This is a genomic window from Pseudomonas luteola NBRC 103146 (assembly GCF_002091675.1).
In the GTDB taxonomy this organism is placed as follows: Bacteria; Pseudomonadota; Gammaproteobacteria; order Pseudomonadales; family Pseudomonadaceae; genus Chryseomonas; species Chryseomonas luteola.
Genome location: NZ_BDAE01000047.1, coordinates 1 through 15,979, shown reverse-complemented (window position 1 = coordinate 15,979; position 15,979 = coordinate 1). Strand labels below are relative to the sequence as shown.

General features: G+C 53.7%; 15 protein-coding genes. 3 read left to right on the top strand and 12 right to left on the bottom strand.

The genetic code is table 11. From position 1 onward, the window contains the following. From PLU01S_RS24225 to PLU01S_RS25865, 12 genes are all read right to left on the bottom strand, one after another. Positions 1-476 (bottom strand): acyl-CoA dehydrogenase family protein (locus tag PLU01S_RS24225; protein ID WP_174588327.1); only part of this gene is annotated, 476 nt, incomplete at its 3' end. Positions 477-645: 169 nt separating this feature from the next. Beyond that, positions 646-1,539 (bottom strand): ABC transporter substrate-binding protein, encoded by an 894-nt coding sequence (locus tag PLU01S_RS24220; protein ID WP_233432172.1) that lies wholly within the window; start codon positions 1,537-1,539, stop codon positions 646-648. Positions 1,540-1,541: 2 nt separating this feature from the next. Next, the gene (gene fhuB / locus PLU01S_RS24215; RefSeq protein WP_074826784.1) at positions 1,542-3,527 is read right to left on the bottom strand and encodes a Fe(3+)-hydroxamate ABC transporter permease FhuB; all 1,986 of its coding nucleotides are present in this window, start codon (positions 3,525-3,527) and stop codon (positions 1,542-1,544) included. 44 nt (positions 3,528-3,571) lie between these two features. Beyond that, positions 3,572-4,342, bottom strand: coding sequence for an ABC transporter ATP-binding protein (locus tag PLU01S_RS24210; protein WP_233432169.1), 771 nt, complete (start codon positions 4,340-4,342; stop codon positions 3,572-3,574). Next, positions 4,323-5,099, bottom strand: a complete 777-nt coding sequence (locus PLU01S_RS24205; protein ID WP_074826519.1) for a siderophore ferric iron reductase — start codon at positions 5,097-5,099, stop codon at positions 4,323-4,325. The genes PLU01S_RS24210 and PLU01S_RS24205 overlap by 20 nt, the downstream gene beginning before the upstream one ends. A 203-nt stretch (positions 5,100-5,302) precedes the next feature. Beyond that, positions 5,303-6,502: an MFS transporter gene (locus PLU01S_RS24200; protein WP_074826779.1), complete on the bottom strand. Its 1,200-nt coding sequence runs from the start codon at positions 6,500-6,502 to the stop codon at positions 5,303-5,305. Positions 6,503-6,702: 200 nt separating this feature from the next. Continuing rightward, positions 6,703-8,022, bottom strand: a complete 1,320-nt coding sequence (locus PLU01S_RS24195) for a hypothetical protein (protein ID WP_074826517.1) — start codon at positions 8,020-8,022, stop codon at positions 6,703-6,705. Further along, complete coding sequence (locus PLU01S_RS24190; RefSeq protein WP_074826515.1) at positions 8,015-10,105, bottom strand: sugar phosphate nucleotidyltransferase; 2,091 nt, start codon at positions 10,103-10,105, stop codon at positions 8,015-8,017. Before PLU01S_RS24190 ends, PLU01S_RS24195 begins: the two co-directional genes overlap by 8 nt. A 180-nt stretch (positions 10,106-10,285) precedes the next feature. Next, positions 10,286-11,032: an L-cystine ABC transporter ATP-binding protein TcyN gene (gene tcyN / locus PLU01S_RS24185; protein ID WP_074826513.1), complete on the bottom strand. Its 747-nt coding sequence runs from the start codon at positions 11,030-11,032 to the stop codon at positions 10,286-10,288. A 3-nt stretch (positions 11,033-11,035) separates the two neighbouring features. Continuing rightward, the gene (gene tcyL / locus PLU01S_RS24180; RefSeq protein WP_010798334.1) at positions 11,036-11,704 is read right to left on the bottom strand and encodes a cystine ABC transporter permease; all 669 of its coding nucleotides are present in this window, start codon (positions 11,702-11,704) and stop codon (positions 11,036-11,038) included. After that, positions 11,701-12,489: a cystine ABC transporter substrate-binding protein gene (gene tcyJ / locus PLU01S_RS24175; RefSeq protein WP_074826510.1), complete on the bottom strand. Its 789-nt coding sequence runs from the start codon at positions 12,487-12,489 to the stop codon at positions 11,701-11,703. The genes tcyL and tcyJ overlap by 4 nt, the downstream gene beginning before the upstream one ends. Before the next feature lie 166 nt (positions 12,490-12,655). Then, positions 12,656-12,820 (bottom strand): hypothetical protein, encoded by a 165-nt coding sequence (locus tag PLU01S_RS25865; protein WP_159435103.1) that lies wholly within the window; start codon positions 12,818-12,820, stop codon positions 12,656-12,658. 224 nt (positions 12,821-13,044) lie between these two features. On the opposite strand from PLU01S_RS25865, the gene PLU01S_RS24170 reads away from it, so the two are divergent. The 3 genes from PLU01S_RS24170 to PLU01S_RS24160 all read left to right on the top strand — a co-directional run. Continuing rightward, positions 13,045-14,301 (top strand): lipase family protein, encoded by a 1,257-nt coding sequence (locus tag PLU01S_RS24170; protein ID WP_233432168.1) that lies wholly within the window; start codon positions 13,045-13,047, stop codon positions 14,299-14,301. A 248-nt stretch (positions 14,302-14,549) separates the two neighbouring features. Further along, entirely contained in the window at positions 14,550-15,701 is a 1,152-nt protein-coding gene (locus PLU01S_RS24165) for an amino acid deaminase (protein WP_216822612.1), read from the top strand. A gap of 53 nt (positions 15,702-15,754) precedes the next feature. Beyond that, positions 15,755-15,979 (top strand): GntT/GntP/DsdX family permease (locus PLU01S_RS24160; protein ID WP_218019576.1); only part of this gene is annotated, 225 nt, incomplete at its 3' end.

Here is a 15,979-nt window from a genome sequence, read left to right as displayed (position 1 = left end):
CCTTCGGGTGTCAGGCGAGCTTTCAGGTCCAATGTATGTTTGCTGCCGCGCTCGGGGCCTGCATTGCCTATTCTCCAGCCAGCCAACACGCTTTCGAATAGACACTGCTGTTGCTCGGCGGACGCTACGCTTCGAATGACATTGAGAATACTGAAATGATTCTGGGGAATTTGAGCCAGTGCTGGATCAGCCTTGGCAATGATCTTGAAGATTTCAGCGATCGTCACAAAGGAAACCTGAGGGCCTCCAAAGGCTCTGGGAACGAATACGCTGCCCAGACCGCTGGTAGTAAAACGCTCGATTTCGGCCCAGGGAAGTTTGCGCTCCTGGTCACGCAGCGATGCTTCTTGCGCAGCGAAACGGGCTAGCTCATGAGCAGCAGCAATGGCTTCGGCGTCGGTAGTGAGAATACGGGCAGGGTAGACGGGTGGAGCTACATCCTGATCGTTATCAAGAAGGGTATCTGGCTTGAGCATACGGCCTCGCAATGAGCAATGCCGGCCAGATCCAGAGCGGAGCCGGACCGACAGATGGAAAGTCAGTGCAGGTCCGGTGATCCGGTAAATAGACGTTAAAGGAATTTAAAAAAAGTTATAAATACTTTCTAGCTATAAGCTTAGAGCGAGCTTAAGGGCAGAAAGCTCGTTACTCGGGCTGTAAGGTCAGGAGCGCGTCTACAAGCGACTCAGCCAGATATTCCACCGAGAAAACACCACCATAGGTCCAGGTTGAGCGGACCGTAGCGAATCGTCGTGCTTGCACGAAGGGCATCGCCTGCCAGAGGCGGGTAGGAAAGAGTTTGTCCTCCTGGGAGAACGGCTCGATATGGAGCACAGCGCCTTCACGTATCTTTCCCAAGTCACTGATAGGTTTCTGTGTAATACCCCAGGCGGTAGCGGGTAAAGGGTAGGCAGGCTGAAGATGCAGTAGGTTCATGGCATATTGGGGCATGGAGTTGTCGCCATACACATAAGCCACCGCCGGCGTAGAAAAGCGAATCACCGTGACCTTCGGAGGTTCGCCATTGAAGTGCTCAAGCAGCCGCTGCCGTAGTTCAGCAATATGGCGATCCATTTCCGCCAAGCGCTGCTGCGCCTGATCGAGGCGATTAAACTGCCTGGCCAGTGTCAGATAATTTTGCCGTGCGGTTTCGTAATTGTTGTGATCCTGTCGATAGCTGTCGAATGACTCTACCGGAGCGATTTGCTCAAGCTTGTCACGCAAATCTCCGAGGGCCGGGCTGGAGATGATCAGGTCTGGCTTGAGTTCGGCCAAGAGCTCAAGATTGGGTTCGACACGGCTTCCGGCATTGAGAACCGATGACGGCAAAGCAGGGCGCACGACCCACACCTTGTAGTCATCGGCGTCCGCTACCGCCAAGGGCGTGATCCCCATTTCGACCAAATGCTCAGCCGCTTCCCAGGTGAGCGCGACTACCCGCTGCGGTATTTCGGCTGCGTGAGCGAGTGCAGAGCCGATCATCAAGAGTCCGGTTAGGACCCAACGGAGCAGGCTGGGACTGATTTTATGCTTGAGCAACCCTACGCGCCTCGCTGTCTGGCTAACAAAATAATGAAATAGACTCCACACAGAACGGACGCCACGATGCCTACCGGCATCTGGAGGGGATAGATCATGACTCGGCCTATCCAGTCAGCGACAAGCATCAATACGCTGCCCAGCGTGGCAGCGAGTAAGAGCTGAGGCAGTACTTTCCTGGCACCCAGGATGGCTGCAATATGCGGTGCCAGCAGGCCCAGAAAGGCGACTGGCCCCATTACGCTGGTCACGAGCGCACACATCAGCGAAACCAGAACCAGTAGCACGATACGTAGGCGCGTTAGATTCAGGCCGCGACCAAGGGCCACGCCGTCACCTATCGAAATCAGCGACAGGCCTCGATGGAACAGTAGACTGACCCCTCCGATAAGCAGAACGCCTATGCAAAGTCCGACAGACTGGCTGGCCGACACCCGGTAGGTCGAACCCGCCAACCAGCCCATGATGGCGAAGGAGTCTGCTGTCCCCTTGGCCAGGGCAAATTGAAGGATGGCGTCCAGCAATGCCATCAGGGAGATACCTACTAATGCCAGCATGCCCGGTGCATACTGGTGCCGGCGACCAAACACAAGCAGCACAGCCAAGACCAGCATGCTCCCAGCGAAAGCCGCCAATGGCCCGCCTGCAGTCTGGATAGTCCCACCCATGACAAACGCACTTATGAGAAGGGCAAGCGTTGCCCCGGCGGAAAGGCCAAGAATGTCCGGACTCGCCAAGGGGTTGCGCAGCAGACGTTGAAGAATGGCACCTGCAATCGCCAGTCCGAATCCTGCCGAGGCGGCCGTTAGCGTCCGCGGCCAGCGAAAGGACCAGACGAGGGAGGAGGGCCAGTTCAACTGCCAGCCTTGGGCGCCCGGCGCTAGGCATAGGGTCAGTAACGCAATCACCAGGGCAATGCCCAAAATAAGTACCCAGCCTGATGTGGTGATTCTTCTGTCGCTATTGCCCGGGAGCGTCAGTCCAGGCTGATCTTCTGCCGACATTTTGCGGCGCGAAAGCCATAAGAGTGCCGGTGCACCTATCAATGCGGCCGCTGCTCCGCTGGGAATCAGGTTGATCGTCCATTGACTGGCGAGCACAGCCAGTGCATCGGTTGTCAGCAGTAGAACAGCTCCCAGCAGCGTGCTGTATAGCAGTTCATCAAAGGCGGTACGAGCGCCGAACAATCGCGCAAGATTAGGTGTGAGCAGACCAATGAATCCAATCAGGCCGACCGCGGTAATGGAAACAGATGTGAGCCACAGTGAGGCGAGAAACAGCATCAACATAATCGGCCATAAACTCATGCCGCGTGCTTGTGCGCCTTCACTGCCCAGGCGCAGCAGGGTCAACGGTCGCTGGGCAAAGGCCAGGACAAGCAGACCGACCGCCAGCTTGGGCAGCAGCCAGATGACCCATTGCCAGTCCATTTGCGCCAGATCGCCAGCCCCCCAGAGGAAAAGATTCCGGGCGTACTGATCGTTGAGCAATACGAGCCCCGAGGCCAGCGCTCCTAGAAGAAGATTCATGGCCATACCGGCCAAAACGATTGGAAGACCAGCAATACCAGATCGCCCTGCAATCAACAGGACAATGCCTACTGCAGCCATTGCGCCCAGTAGCGCGGCCCATTCACCATGATCGGCAGCCAGGGTTGGTGCAATCAGCGTGGCACAAACCAGTCCCAACCATGCCCCTGAGGCCGACCCGATAGTCATGGGTGAAACCAGACGATTTTGTGTCAATTGCTGAAGAAGACTGCCTGATAAGCCCAACGCTGCCCCAACCAGAAGACCCATAACAACCCGTGGAAGCGCAGAGTCACGAAATTGCAGCAGCGTGAAGTCTTGGCTGGAGGCATCGAACAATGCATGCCACTGCTGACCTAACGACAGCGGTGAAGCAATCTGCAGGTGTACGAGCAGTACCAGAAGCAATGACAGTAGCGTGAGCGGATAACGCAGAAGACCTGGTGCAGTAGATAACATGGTTCTGGACGGGACGCCCGTCCCGGTGCGGGTAACGTGCATCTTCAGGCGACAACCGCAATCTTGCGCTGCGCCGCAGGCTGCTCAATGAGTTGAATATCGATCTCGTACAGCTCGGATAGCAAACGACTGGACAACAAGGCCTGTGGCGTCCCGTCAAAGAACAGCCGACCCTGCTTGAGGGCAACGATACGGTCGGCATAACGTGTAGCCAGATTGATGTCGTGCAGAATGACGACAATTCCGCGTCCGGTCTTCTGGTTCAGCTCATGTAAAAGGCCCATCAGCTCATACTGATGGGAGAGGTCCAGGGCCGATGTGGGTTCATCTAGCAGAATCAGTGGCGATTCTTGGGCCAATAGCATCGCAATCCAGGCCCGTTGCCGTTCGCCGCCGGAAAGGGTGTCGGTCAGGTGATCGGCATAATGTGCCACATCGGTTTGTTGCATGGCTCGCTCGATGATCGTCAGATCTTCACGCTGCCAGCGGCCTAACAGACCGCGCCAGGGAAAACGGCCCAGGCGCACCAGTTCACGTACTGTAAGCCCGGCGACTTCCGGCAACCGCTGAGGCAGAAAGGCAATCAGCCGCGCAAATTCCCGCTGGCTCAACCGTGCGATGGGCTGGTCGTCCAGCTCGATCCTGCCACTGTCGGGCATGGTCTGACGCGCCAGCAGGTTCATCAATGTCGACTTGCCGGAACCGTTATGCCCTAGGATGACTGTCAGCTCATTTCCGGCAAGCCGCAGCTGGTCCAGACTCAGAATGAGTCGTCCGCCGCGGTTGACGCGGATATCAGTGAGTTGCAGCTTCAAGGGTTAACTCCTGTCGTAAACGGGCAATGCGCTCTTCCTGCTTGAGCTTGGGGCAGGTGCTGCATAATTCGCCATCTGCGCGGCGGAAGTGTTGGCAGCAGACCTTGCGTCCAAGCGCCAGCCGCTCTTGTCCGTCGTCAAGCGCAATGCAGATCAGCTCGCTGTTGTCCTTGAGGCCCAGCGCTTCTAGCCACATACCTTCCAGCACACGCATACGGGTGTTGCATAGCGTTTCGCGCAGGTTGTTCTGCACATAGAGAAGGGCTGCCAGCACACAGTCTGCTGCCAGACGGCGGGCCATTTTCGGGTTGAGCTTGAAAACCGTGCCTGCTTCTTCCAGCTGCCGTTCGCAAAGGTTCTGTAATTGCTTGGCGGCGACACGAATCAACGTGTCCTGGTCGGCGATATAGGGACAATGATCATGCAGGTAAAACCCTGCCACGAACCCGTGGTGTACGCGCTGGGCAAACTGATCGAGAGAAGGAGCACATCGACCGAGGTGGACACCCAGAATCGTCAGGTAGATCGGCTGCCAGACCATAAGCGTCCAGCTACGCGCTGACCAGTAATGGGGGCCGGCCTCCGGATGGGCCTGCTGCCAATGGTCATAAAGCGCTGCAATGCGCACATGGTTTTCGGCACTGCCGCAGGCGAGGTCATCCGGGCCTGCAGGGCCTATCGTTCCCTTGAGCCCTAAATAGGAAAGGGCGGAAAGATCCAGCAGGCGGGTAAGATCGGTCTTTACCTGAATCGTCATACGTCGGACCCAGAACGAGGTTGGATGTCATCTCCCGAACGTCTGGTTCGGCCGTTCGGGAGGACATGCTCGGAAATGCCGATTTAAACACTTAAATACAAATGCATCAAATTATCATTAGCAATCCAGGTGTCACATTTCGCTAGATTGCGATGAGCGGAACAGGGTGAGCGGTGGCAGAGGTTTGCCACCGCCTCAAGCATTTACGCTTTGACCGCTGTTGCAGCCTTGTTGGGCGCTTTAACCAGTAGCGGAAAGAGAACCGCCGTAAGCAGCAGGCCGGCTGCACCTACCCAGAACGGCGTAGAAAGCGTGAAATGACTGACGAGAAGCCCAGCGCCATAGGATGAACACATGACACCCAGACTTTGGAAAAAATTGACCTTGCTGAAGTCCACAGCATACGCCTCGGGCTTGCTCATCTCGAACATGAGCGCATCCAGGCGCACCGTGACCTGATACAAGGCCCAGCCGAACAGCAGACGGCCTCCTAGGATGGCCACTTCGTTTTCAAAGCCCTGAATGAAAATACCGCAGACGCCAAGCAGCAGGGCGGACAGGATACCTTCCCAGGCCTGGCCTTGTTGGCTGGCTCGCTTGCTCCACCAGAGTGCAACTAGCGCTACAGCGCCTGGCAGCGAATAGACGAAGCCGGTGACGAGCTCATTTTCCATAGCGGAAACCTCTTGCCAGTACACCGAGAAGAACGGTCGAATGACATAGGCACTGAAGTAGAACAGCAACATGATCAGACAGAGCTTGTAAATGATCAGGTGGCTACCTGGTTTGGCGATAGGCACTTCGGTTGCAGGCTGTTCAGGGGTTTCGCTGGAGGCTGGAGCTTCTCCCGAAGCGGGAGGTTTGTCTCGCATCAGACGCATACAGATCGCCATCTGAATGAAGTCGCCCAGCGCCATGATCAGGAACACCTCGCCCATTTCCAGCGCCTGGAGAACCAGCCCGCCCACAGCGGCGCCAAAGATGGCTCCGAAATGCACCACAACCGACAATGTGCCAATGGTTCGCGTGTGGCTTTCCTTGGCTTCCAGACTCATCACATAGGGATACATCAAGAGATAGCTGCCCTTGAAGACCACCATGCCTAGCGAGACAACCCAGAACAAGGGCAGGGAGTCGATGGTATAGCAGCATACGCTGAGCAGCCCCGCAGCCAGCTGTGTCCAGATCAGGATCCGGATAGGATGCACGCGCTTGGCCAGTTTGGCCCAGAGAGGAAAGGCAAACATGACAACAACGCAAATAGCAGCCAGGTAGGCACCGACCTGCTCGGGACGAGGATCGTCAAAACGGCTAGCAAAGTATTGCGGATAAAAGGGAATGAGCATGTTATCGCCAATAACTGCCAGGGCCGTCATGGCAATGAGGCAAAAACGTAAATTCATAGCGAACGGGCTCAGCCAGCTGAAAAGGCCGCAAATCATGCATGCGGATCAACAAGAAAGCGACTGTTTGGTTAAATAGCAGTTTGTTAAATATCCCGTATAACAAGGAGGCCTAATAATCGGCTTCAAGGATATGGCTTGGAGAAAAGGACAGGAGTAAGAGAGCTTCCAAGTCTCCTACTCCTCTTTGGGTCAACATATTAGATAGCTATCATCTGAGGCTGTGTGTGCCTTAGCATATGGTCAAGTACAATCCGGCCGATGCCATTTTGATATAACCATAAACCATTGGTTTGCCCATCAAAACTGGGCTCTCCACCTAGCTTAGGACCGCGAGGTACAAATCCGGAGGCGAGGCCTATGCCATACATGCCAGGCAAATGCGTTCCGCCAGCAGCTAGAATGCGACAGTTATTGTCAACCATAGGCTGTCGTGGTCCAGTTTCAGTCAAAAGTTGTATCCGCTTCCCTTGTGCAGTGAATACCGGCAAGGTTCGAGGCCGATAACCAAAGGCGGGCACAATAACTGTTGCACGATCAAGCCGAGCGCGAACATCGTCAACTGTCATATCTGACAATGAGCAGAGCTCTAACCGATCCTCCCTTTGCGTGTCTCCCAAGCCAAGTGTTCTCCTCAACAGTTCACGCGCAGCCATTCGAAGTCCTGCCAGTCGGTATATCCTTCCTGTTGTTGGACAGATATCTGCCTCGCCAAACTCCTGATAGCCATCCGCATACGCTGAAGCTTGATCCGGATAAAACACTCTTGGCGGGCGTTTGTACATCACGCTTACTGCTTGCTTATCGAAATCGAGTCCTGCTTCCAAGAGAAGGTGTGCAGCGGTTAGTGCACTATGCGAGCTGCCAATAAGTACCACCCGAGGTCTCGTTGCCTGCTTGAGGCGAGCCATAACAGTTTGTAGTCCGTCATGACTGAAGAGTTCGCTAGTTAAAATACATTTTTCAGCGTAGGTATCATGCAACTGCAGTTCCGGTTTGACAAAGCGTGAAAGCGTTTCATCACGCTCTTGGTAGCCGCCCATTGCAAAGACAACGCTTCGACTGCTGCGAGTCGTTCCGTCTGCCAGTTCGACAATAAAATCATTTGTATCGCGTACGACGATGCGAGCAGCACGCTGCTTCAAAAGTAGTTCGCTGCGGGGATGTGTTCTGATGGCATTCTCCATAACTTGCCCCATGGCATTCAAAAAGCGTCCGCCTACCTGAAGCGGTATTGATCCGGAACCATACAATCTTACGGCCTCAGCTTCAGGGCTATTGGTCAGTATGGAAAGGGGATTGTTTGCACCTTCAAGACACTCTAATAACACGCTGGCTGATGTGTCTGACGAGATAGCGTGATCACCAAGACTGCCGCTGCCAATACTGGATTGAGCCTCGATCCATGCAACGCCTTGATTTAGTAACTCAATGTGCTCGTTATGCTGCATAGCACATACCAAAGGTCCAAGACCTGCAGGTCCAGCGCCAATTACGATGCTAGCTAATGGGTTAGTCATTTTTGTTCTCCAGCCAGGCACAAGCAGCGCGATCAAGGTAAAAACGGCAATCGGGATGTCCTTGAAGGCTTGATGCCGGGCATTTTTCAGTTCTAGGCCCTAGTAGAGCCGCCTCTACAGCAGCACGTTTTTTAAGACCGGACGCTATTACACGTATGTGCCGAGCACTATTAAGAATACTTAGGCCAAGCGTAACACCGTGGGTGGGGATCCACTCAGAATCATGGCCTGCAGGTTGAGTTGTTTTAGCAAGCTCTACACAGCGAGATTCACAGTCAAAGGGACTGTTGGGCTCATTGAAACCTAAGTGGCCATTCTCTCCAATACCATGCAGGACGAGGTCAATTCCTCCACGTGAGGTGATTGCACATTCATATTGAGCGAGTTCTTCTGGCCTTTCCTGCCCGGTCAGCATGTTGGCCTGAAGACCAAGCGGCTCAATAAGCGCTTCACTAAGAAGTTTTCTGAAAATCCCGACATCTTTAGGGCGATGCGCGACATATTCATCCATCTGGAAAAAGCGTAGCCTTTGCCATTCAATCGATCTGAAATATTTCGTTCGCAACAACTCATAAAGCCGAACGGGAGTCTTGCCTGCTGAAAAAACAACCACAGGATTAGGACGTAGAGCTAATAAATTCTTCAGGTCTTCTACCAGATCCAAAGCAACTCGATTACTCAGAGCCTCATAATTTTCATCAACCGTTATCCAGGCAGGTGAGGAACTAGTGGATATGGCATGCAGCTTATTCGGGTTTCGTGCAACCTTGATAAGTCCCTCGTTGATCGTTATTGAGCAATCAGAGACGCCATATAGCGCTACGATTCCAGGTCCGTTGTTAACGATGCAGGAACGGTTGGCTGCCCCTATTTTTCCTGCCCCTCGGATTACACATCCCTCAAGGTCGTCCGAAAAACCCAATCGATTACCTTTATGTGATGACAAACCATTAAATAAAGGCATTTTATGAAACGCATTCAAATCTGCGAGGTGCTCTAAAGAGCAGACCAGTATGTTACCCTCTTTGGATACAGCGATAAGCGCATCGGATAAGTCCTCTACTTGAAGAGAATAGGGCGGCTCACAAAGAATCGTGCACCGGGCAGCACCTTGCACGGAAATGTCCCCTGAACACGCATTTTCTGCTTTATCTTTTGGAAAATGGCTGCCTAGCGCTGAAAAGTTACCAACATCATCCCAGGTGAATAAGCCACGTACAAACATCAGCTGAGGGTCGTGGCTTGCTCGTGAAGAGCAAGCCAGGCGCTCCATCAAGCCACGATCGAGATCTTGAGCTGGAAGCTGGCTGAACAGTGATGCCAGCATTTTTGCATCATCCAATACATCCGGTAATCGAAAACGATTAAATATGTCGCAGTGATCAGATGCATGCTTTTGACAGGCCTCAAAAAAGACGTCAGCATTCCATGCAAAGACGCCAGTGTTCCAATCATGCCGTCCCTCTTGGACCAAGCGTTGGGCGGTTTCAAGAGAAGGTTTCTCTAGGTAGGCTTCTCCTTGGAATACCCACTCGCCTAAAGTAGTTGGCAGGCCTAGTGTCATGTATCCGTATTGAGTGCATGGAGAGATGGCCGGTACGCCTAAGGCAATAATATGTTTTCCCGCCTGAGCTGCCGTGAAACAGCTCTTGAGCGCATCATGATATTGCTCGATTCCGGCTATCGTATTGTCAGCGGCAACCATCAATATCGTGGCCTGAGGAATGAAATGTTCGATGTACGCTGTGGCATAGCCCGTAATAGGCAGGGTATTACGCTCTTCAGGCGCGACGATAAGACGATCAGGCGTAAGGCCAGGTAAGTGCTCAAGCGCTAACGACTCGAACCCTTTAGCCACATTTACAAAAATATGCCCCTTAGGTAGCCAGGGCGGCAAGCGATCCCATGTCATCTGGAGCATAGTTTTATTTGCATGCAACAGTGCTACAAACTGCTTAGGCCGTACGGAACTGCTTATAGGCCACAACCTGGATCCTGTGCCTCCTGCCAGGATTAGAACAGTTGCACGGCTTACATCAAACAAGACATCGTCTATCTGATAAGTCTGTTTTTCTGGTTGCATAAAGGCGTCCCTTCACTAGTGACCCCCTTAGGCTAGACACGAAAATAACGGCTACAAGATAAATATTACAAGATGCGTATTAGATCAAACTTGTCGCCTAAAGCTGGAAGCCGTTTAGGATCTTGACAGAGGTGACAAGTTGACTAGTTACAGCCGACACTCGATAAGGTAACGTTAATACTATTGACGCCTGAACTTGCTCAAGAACCGTTGCGTCCGCTCTTCCTGGGGATTGGCAAACAGCGCCTTGGCTTCTCCTTGTTCAACGATCACGCCCTGATCGACAAACAGCACGCGATGCGCCACGTCACGGGCAAAGCTCATCTCATGCGTCACGATCACCATGGTCCGCTGCTCATTGGCCAAGTCACGAATGACCGTCAGCACCTCACCGACCAGCTCAGGATCAAGGGCTGACGTGGGCTCATCGAAGAGAATAACCTCGGGCTGCATCGCCAGCGCACGGGCAATGGCAACGCGCTGCTGCTGTCCGCCGGATAGCCGTCTGGGATACGCATCTTCCTTGCCCGCCAAGCCTACTTTCGCCAGTAATGCCCGGCCCCGGGCTTCGGCGGATTCCCTGGCCTCCCGTTTGACCACAATCGGCCCTTCAATCACGTTTTCCAGAGCCGTACGATGAGGAAAAAGGTTAAAACTCTGAAATACGAAGCCGGCACGTTGGCGGAGCGCCCGAATCTGGCTCTGCTGCGAGTTCAGGCTCTGACTTGCATCAATAGCGATATCCGCAACGCGGATACGGCCTCTATCGGGCGTTTCAAGAAGATTCAGGCAACGAAGCAGGGTGGTCTTGCCGGAGCCACTGGGGCCAATAATGGCAACGACTTCGCCCGCTGCTACATCCAGATTGATCCCCTTGAGCACCGGCTGGCCATTGAATGACTTGGTCAGGTTACGTACTTCAATCATGACTCAACGCTCCTGATCATGCCGGTTTACCCGATTTTCCAGCGTGTTCTGCAACGCCGCCAGGGTGCTGGCCAGAACCCAGTAGATCAATGCGGCCGTTAGATACATGCTAAAGATTTCAAAGGTACGCGCCGTAATGAGCTGCGCTTGGCGAAACATCTCTGGGACCTGAATGGTAGCCGCAAGAGAGGTATCTTTTACCAGCGAAATGAAGCTGTTACCTAAAGGTGGGAGCGCCGTACGGGCTGCTTGAGGAAGGATGGTCCTACGCAGGGTCTGTGCCCGTGTCATGCCAATGCTGGCAGCCGCCTCCCATTGTCCTCGGTCAATCGAGGCAATGGCTGCCCTCAGAATTTCACAGATGTAAGCGGCCATATTCAGCGAAAAACCCACGAGCGCAGCGGGCAGAGGATCTAGCTGAATGCCCAGCTCAGGCAAGCCGTAATAGATCATGAACAGCTGCACAAGCAGTGGGGTGCCTCGAAAGAAAGACACGTATACCCGCGCTACTGCACGCACTACCATGTTTTGGCTAAGCCGCATCAGCGCCAGAAAGAACCCGAGCACCAGCCCGAAAAACATGCCGCCCAGACTGAGTAGTACAGTCCAGACAGCACCTTTGAGCAGAAACGGAAGCGAATCCAGTATCAGTTGAAGGCTGGATTCGCTCATTGAGTGACGTCAGCCTTGAACCACTTCTGTGAGAGCTTGGCCAGCGTGCCATCAGCTTTCATCTTGGCAATGGCCTGGTCGATGGCGGCATGGAATTCGGGATTTCCCTTGCGCTCGGCCACGCCCGACTCCTGACGATTGAACGGTTCGCCTGCTGGTACAAACTGGTTACCGGTTTTGGCAGCCATTTCAAAGGCGGCCAGTCGGTCTACCAGAACGGCATCGATCCGACCTACACGCAGGTCCTGAAACTTGGTTGGGTCGTCTTCATAAGTGCGAACATCAGCCTGTGGTACGTTTTCCTTGAGCCATTGCTCATAATTGGTACCAAGACCAACACCCACCTTCTTGTTGGCCAAGTCTTCCGGCTTCTTGATGGTGTCCTGCTCGTTCTTGCGAGTCATTGCCTGGACACCGGAGACCGTATAGGGCGTCGAAAAATCATATTTTTTCTTGCGCTCTTCGCTAATGGTGACCTGATTGATCACCACATCCAGACGCTTGGAATCCAACGCGGCCAATAAACCATCCCATTTGCCCGGCTGGATTTTTGGCTGTACGCCCATTTCTTTGGCCAGCGCCTGGGCAAACTCGACTTCAAAACCGGTCAGCTTGCCATTTTCATCCTGGTAACTGAAAGGAGGGTAAGTACCCTCAAGCCCAATCACCAGCGTACCGCGCTGCTTGACTTCCTTTAACAGGTCTTCTGCATAGGCATTAACGGAGATACCGAGTGCCAGAGCCAGGCTTGCAAACGTGAAATAACGACGCAGAGCGGTTCTCATGTTCTTATTCCATAATGTAAGGATCTAGAACTATAAGATTACACAAGTGGGCTAATAAAATAGCTTCCGGCGCTATAGATATAGCAAAAAGCTTTAATCAGGAAATTAGCGTGCGGCTGATCAGGTGCAGCCGCAGCGGGAGAAGTACCGTTTAACTCAAGAGCAATCAGCCAAGATTGGCTTCCAGCTCAACCGCTTTCTCAGTCTCTTCCGAGATTTTCTGTCTGATGCCGCGCGCCAGTTCGAGAAAATCGTCACGCTGCATGTCCAGCGATGCCAGAGCACATTCCAGGTCTTGCTTAACTGTCATTTCCGCTTGATCAAGCGACATAATGCAACCTCAGTCCTTTTCCTGTTTGGATATACAGTATTCCAAGCGAAGCGGTACGACAAGCAAAAACAGGATAGACGGTCTTCGGTTTTTTAACTGTGCGAGTCTTCGCACTCCTATTTCTGGTACGGCGCAGCAGGTCAAAAGGGCGTTGATCAAACCATGAGCCGTAGTCGCTGTCTTGCATAAAAGCCGTCCCATAAACTCTGCGGAGAGACAGTACGATGTCATTCAGAGCAAGACCTGTTCATGAACGTAGAGGACTGCTCAGAGCAACTCTGCTGGTCAGTGCCCAGTTGTTACTAATGGGAATAGAGTCAGCCAAGGCTCAGGAATCTTGGGATTCGGGGGACGGCGGCGTTTCAACGTTCTATCGGTGGGATAAACCTATTCCAACCGCTGCAGGTGAGTTGCTGCGCAGTGAGCCACTTCCCCCACAAAATCGGTTGGAGGATGCAGAAGGGCAGTTTCGTATTCTTTACACGTCAGTGAGCGGTCTGGACAGCTCGCCCATTACGGTCTCTGGTCAGTTGTTCGTTCCCAAAGGGCAACCGCCTGAGGGAGGGTGGCCGTTGCTGGCGTGGGCTCATGGAACAGTAGGCGTAGCCGATGTCTGCGCGCCGTCCTGGAATGAAGCACCAACCGTTTACAAAGATTACTTGAATCGCTGGCTTAAGCAGGGTTACGCCATTGTCGCGACGGATTATGAGGGGCTTGGCACGCCCGGTTTGCATCCCTACCTGACCAAGCGCTCCGAGGCCTACGGTGTGCTCGATAGTATCCGCGCCGTTACGGATGGACGATATCCCATCGCCAACAAGGTGATCGTGGCAGGACAGTCCCAAGGGGGCGGAGCGGCCTTTGCGACGGCCGGATTTGCCAAGGAGTATGCGCCGGAGCTGGATATCAAGGGCACGATAGTCACAGGTATACCGTATCTGACGGAAAGAACGATGACCGTCTCGGGGGTAGATCCTAACCAGGTGGATCCCGGCATTGCCTATATGTTTTACGTAGCGCTGGTTGCCCATCAGAGGCAGCCAGTAACCGATGCTTCGACGCTGTTTACGCCAAAAGCCATGCCGTTATTCGAAAAGGCCGCCCGCTTGTGTGTGGGCACCTTGGCACGAGAGGTCATGCAGGCGGGCCTCACTCAGGCTAATACGGTTCAACCCGAGGCGGTAAAGACGATGGCCAAGATTCTTTTGCCTCAATATCGCTTCAATACCTTGAAGCTGGACCAGCCCTTGTTTGTCGGAACCGGCGATGCGGACCGGGATGTTCGTCCGGAGGGGCAGCAGCTACTGGTTCAGGAGGCCTGCAATGCCGGTACGACAATTGAGACTCATGTATATAAGGGCGAAAGCCACTCAGGGGCTTGGCTGGTCTCTCAAAAGGATGCATTGAGCTTTGCTCACAAAGTCATGACAGACGAGCCCATTGTCTCTACATGCCCTGCCAAAAGCACAACCTCTCCCTAAATTACGACCTGTTTTTATCCAATAACGGCATCAGGTCTTCTGCTTATGAAATTAGTTTTCATGATCAATTGATAAAACCTCGCTTCGGTGTATGTTGCTTTCAAAAACCAGGCAAGGGAATCGCTGTGAAGCCTCACCATGCTGCATCTGAACAAGTCAATGGACTCGGAAAGGGTCTCGGTTCGTTAGCGGGTACTGTCTCTACCCAAGAAGTTGCCGCCTCGGGGTGGGATATCTTGAAGGAGGACGTGAGTCTGCCTGTTGCGGTACTGCGGGAGCAGCGTATCGAGCATAACCTGCAGTGGATGAAGCAGTTCATGGAGCGATACGGCGTACAGCTTGCGCCGCATGGTAAAACCACCATGAGCCCGGCATTGTTCAAGCGGCAAATGGAGGCGGGGGCTTGGGGTATTACGCTCGCCACTGCACCACAGGTTCGCGTAGCGTTTACCCACGGGATACGGCGTGTGCTAATGGCCAATCAGCTGGTTGGCAAAGCCAATATGGCCCTGATTGCCGATCTGCAAGAGGCCGATCCCGGTTTCAGCTTTTGTTGTGTGGTTGATTCCTCTCAAAACGTCGAAAGCCTAGGACGTTATTTCAGTGAGAGAGGTCAACGCCTTCGGGTTTTACTCGAATATGGCGTATCAGGCGGTCGTACTGGCGTGCGTAATGAGGAGCAGGAAAGGGCAGTGCGAGACGCCATTTCACGCTGGCCGCAGGCACTGGCCCTGGTAGGGATTGAGGTCTACGAGGGGGTCCTGAAAGAGGAGGCCGAAATCCGTGATTTTCTTAAGCAAACCGTAGCAAGGACGCGTGCCATAGCTGATGAAAGCGGGTTTGCCGAGCCTCGCATTATCCTATCAGGCGCTGGGTCTGCCTGGTTCGATCTGGTTGCCGAGGAGTTTGCGCTTCCTCAGACGGGGCTGCCTTTGGATATTGTGTTACGCCCCGGCTGCTATCTCACCCATGACGTAGGTATCTACAAAGCGGCCGAGGCACGTATTCAAGCCAATAACCCTGTTGCACAGGAAATGCAGCGCAGCCTTCTGCCAGCCTTGCAACTTTGGGCCTATGTGCAATCACGACCCGAGCCGGGCCGCGCCATCATTGCACTGGGCAAGCGTGATGCGGCGTTCGATGCCGGTTTCCCTGTTCCCACGCTGCATTTTCGGCCCGGTCATTCCGCCTCTCCAATGGAGGCGCCTGCAGCCTGGAAGATCAGCGCCATGATGGATCAGCATGCCTTTATGGACGTACCACCCGAGGCGGATCTGCAGGTAGGGGACATGCTGTGTTTCGATATTTCTCATCCATGTCTCACGTTCGATAAATGGAAGCAGCTCCTCCTGGTAGATGAGCAATACCGCGTCACCGGAGCTGTTGCCACCTACTTCTAACAATGACGTTATGCCGTCCAGCCATGGACGGATTCAGGCACGAGGAATGCTCGATGACGCCTTCTACCGGGTTCTGGCTTCTGATCTATGCCGTAGTGGCCATCATTGCGTTGATTGTCTTGATTGCGCGGTATCGGCTGAATCCCTTTATCGTGATTATCCTGGTATCGGTAGGACTGGCTCTGGTCGCCGGTATGCCAGCCAATACGATTGTTGCTTCTTATGAGGCCGGCGTCGGTAAGACGCTTGGGCATATCGCCCTGGTCGTGGCATTGGGC

Coding starts and splice junctions, on each gene's coding strand:
- tcyJ (WP_074826510.1), bottom strand. CDS start 12,489: ATGAGAACCGCTCTGCGTCGTTATTTCACGTTTGCAAGCCTGGCTCTG.
- PLU01S_RS24205 (WP_074826519.1), bottom strand. CDS start 5,099: ATGACGATTCAGGTAAAGACCGATCTTACCCGCCTGCTGGATCTTTCC.
- tcyN (WP_074826513.1), bottom strand. CDS start 11,032: ATGATTGAAGTACGTAACCTGACCAAGTCATTCAATGGCCAGCCGGTG.
- PLU01S_RS24200 (WP_074826779.1), bottom strand. CDS start 6,502: ATGAATTTACGTTTTTGCCTCATTGCCATGACGGCCCTGGCAGTTATT.
- tcyL (WP_010798334.1), bottom strand. CDS start 11,704: ATGAGCGAATCCAGCCTTCAACTGATACTGGATTCGCTTCCGTTTCTG.
- PLU01S_RS25865 (WP_159435103.1), bottom strand. CDS start 12,820: ATGTCGCTTGATCAAGCGGAAATGACAGTTAAGCAAGACCTGGAATGT.
- PLU01S_RS24170 (WP_233432168.1), top strand. CDS start 13,045: ATGTCATTCAGAGCAAGACCTGTTCATGAACGTAGAGGACTGCTCAGA.
- PLU01S_RS24195 (WP_074826517.1), bottom strand. CDS start 8,022: ATGACTAACCCATTAGCTAGCATCGTAATTGGCGCTGGACCTGCAGGT.
- fhuB (WP_074826784.1), bottom strand. CDS start 3,527: ATGTTATCTACTGCACCAGGTCTTCTGCGTTATCCGCTCACGCTACTG.
- PLU01S_RS24190 (WP_074826515.1), bottom strand. CDS start 10,105: ATGCAACCAGAAAAACAGACTTATCAGATAGACGATGTCTTGTTTGAT.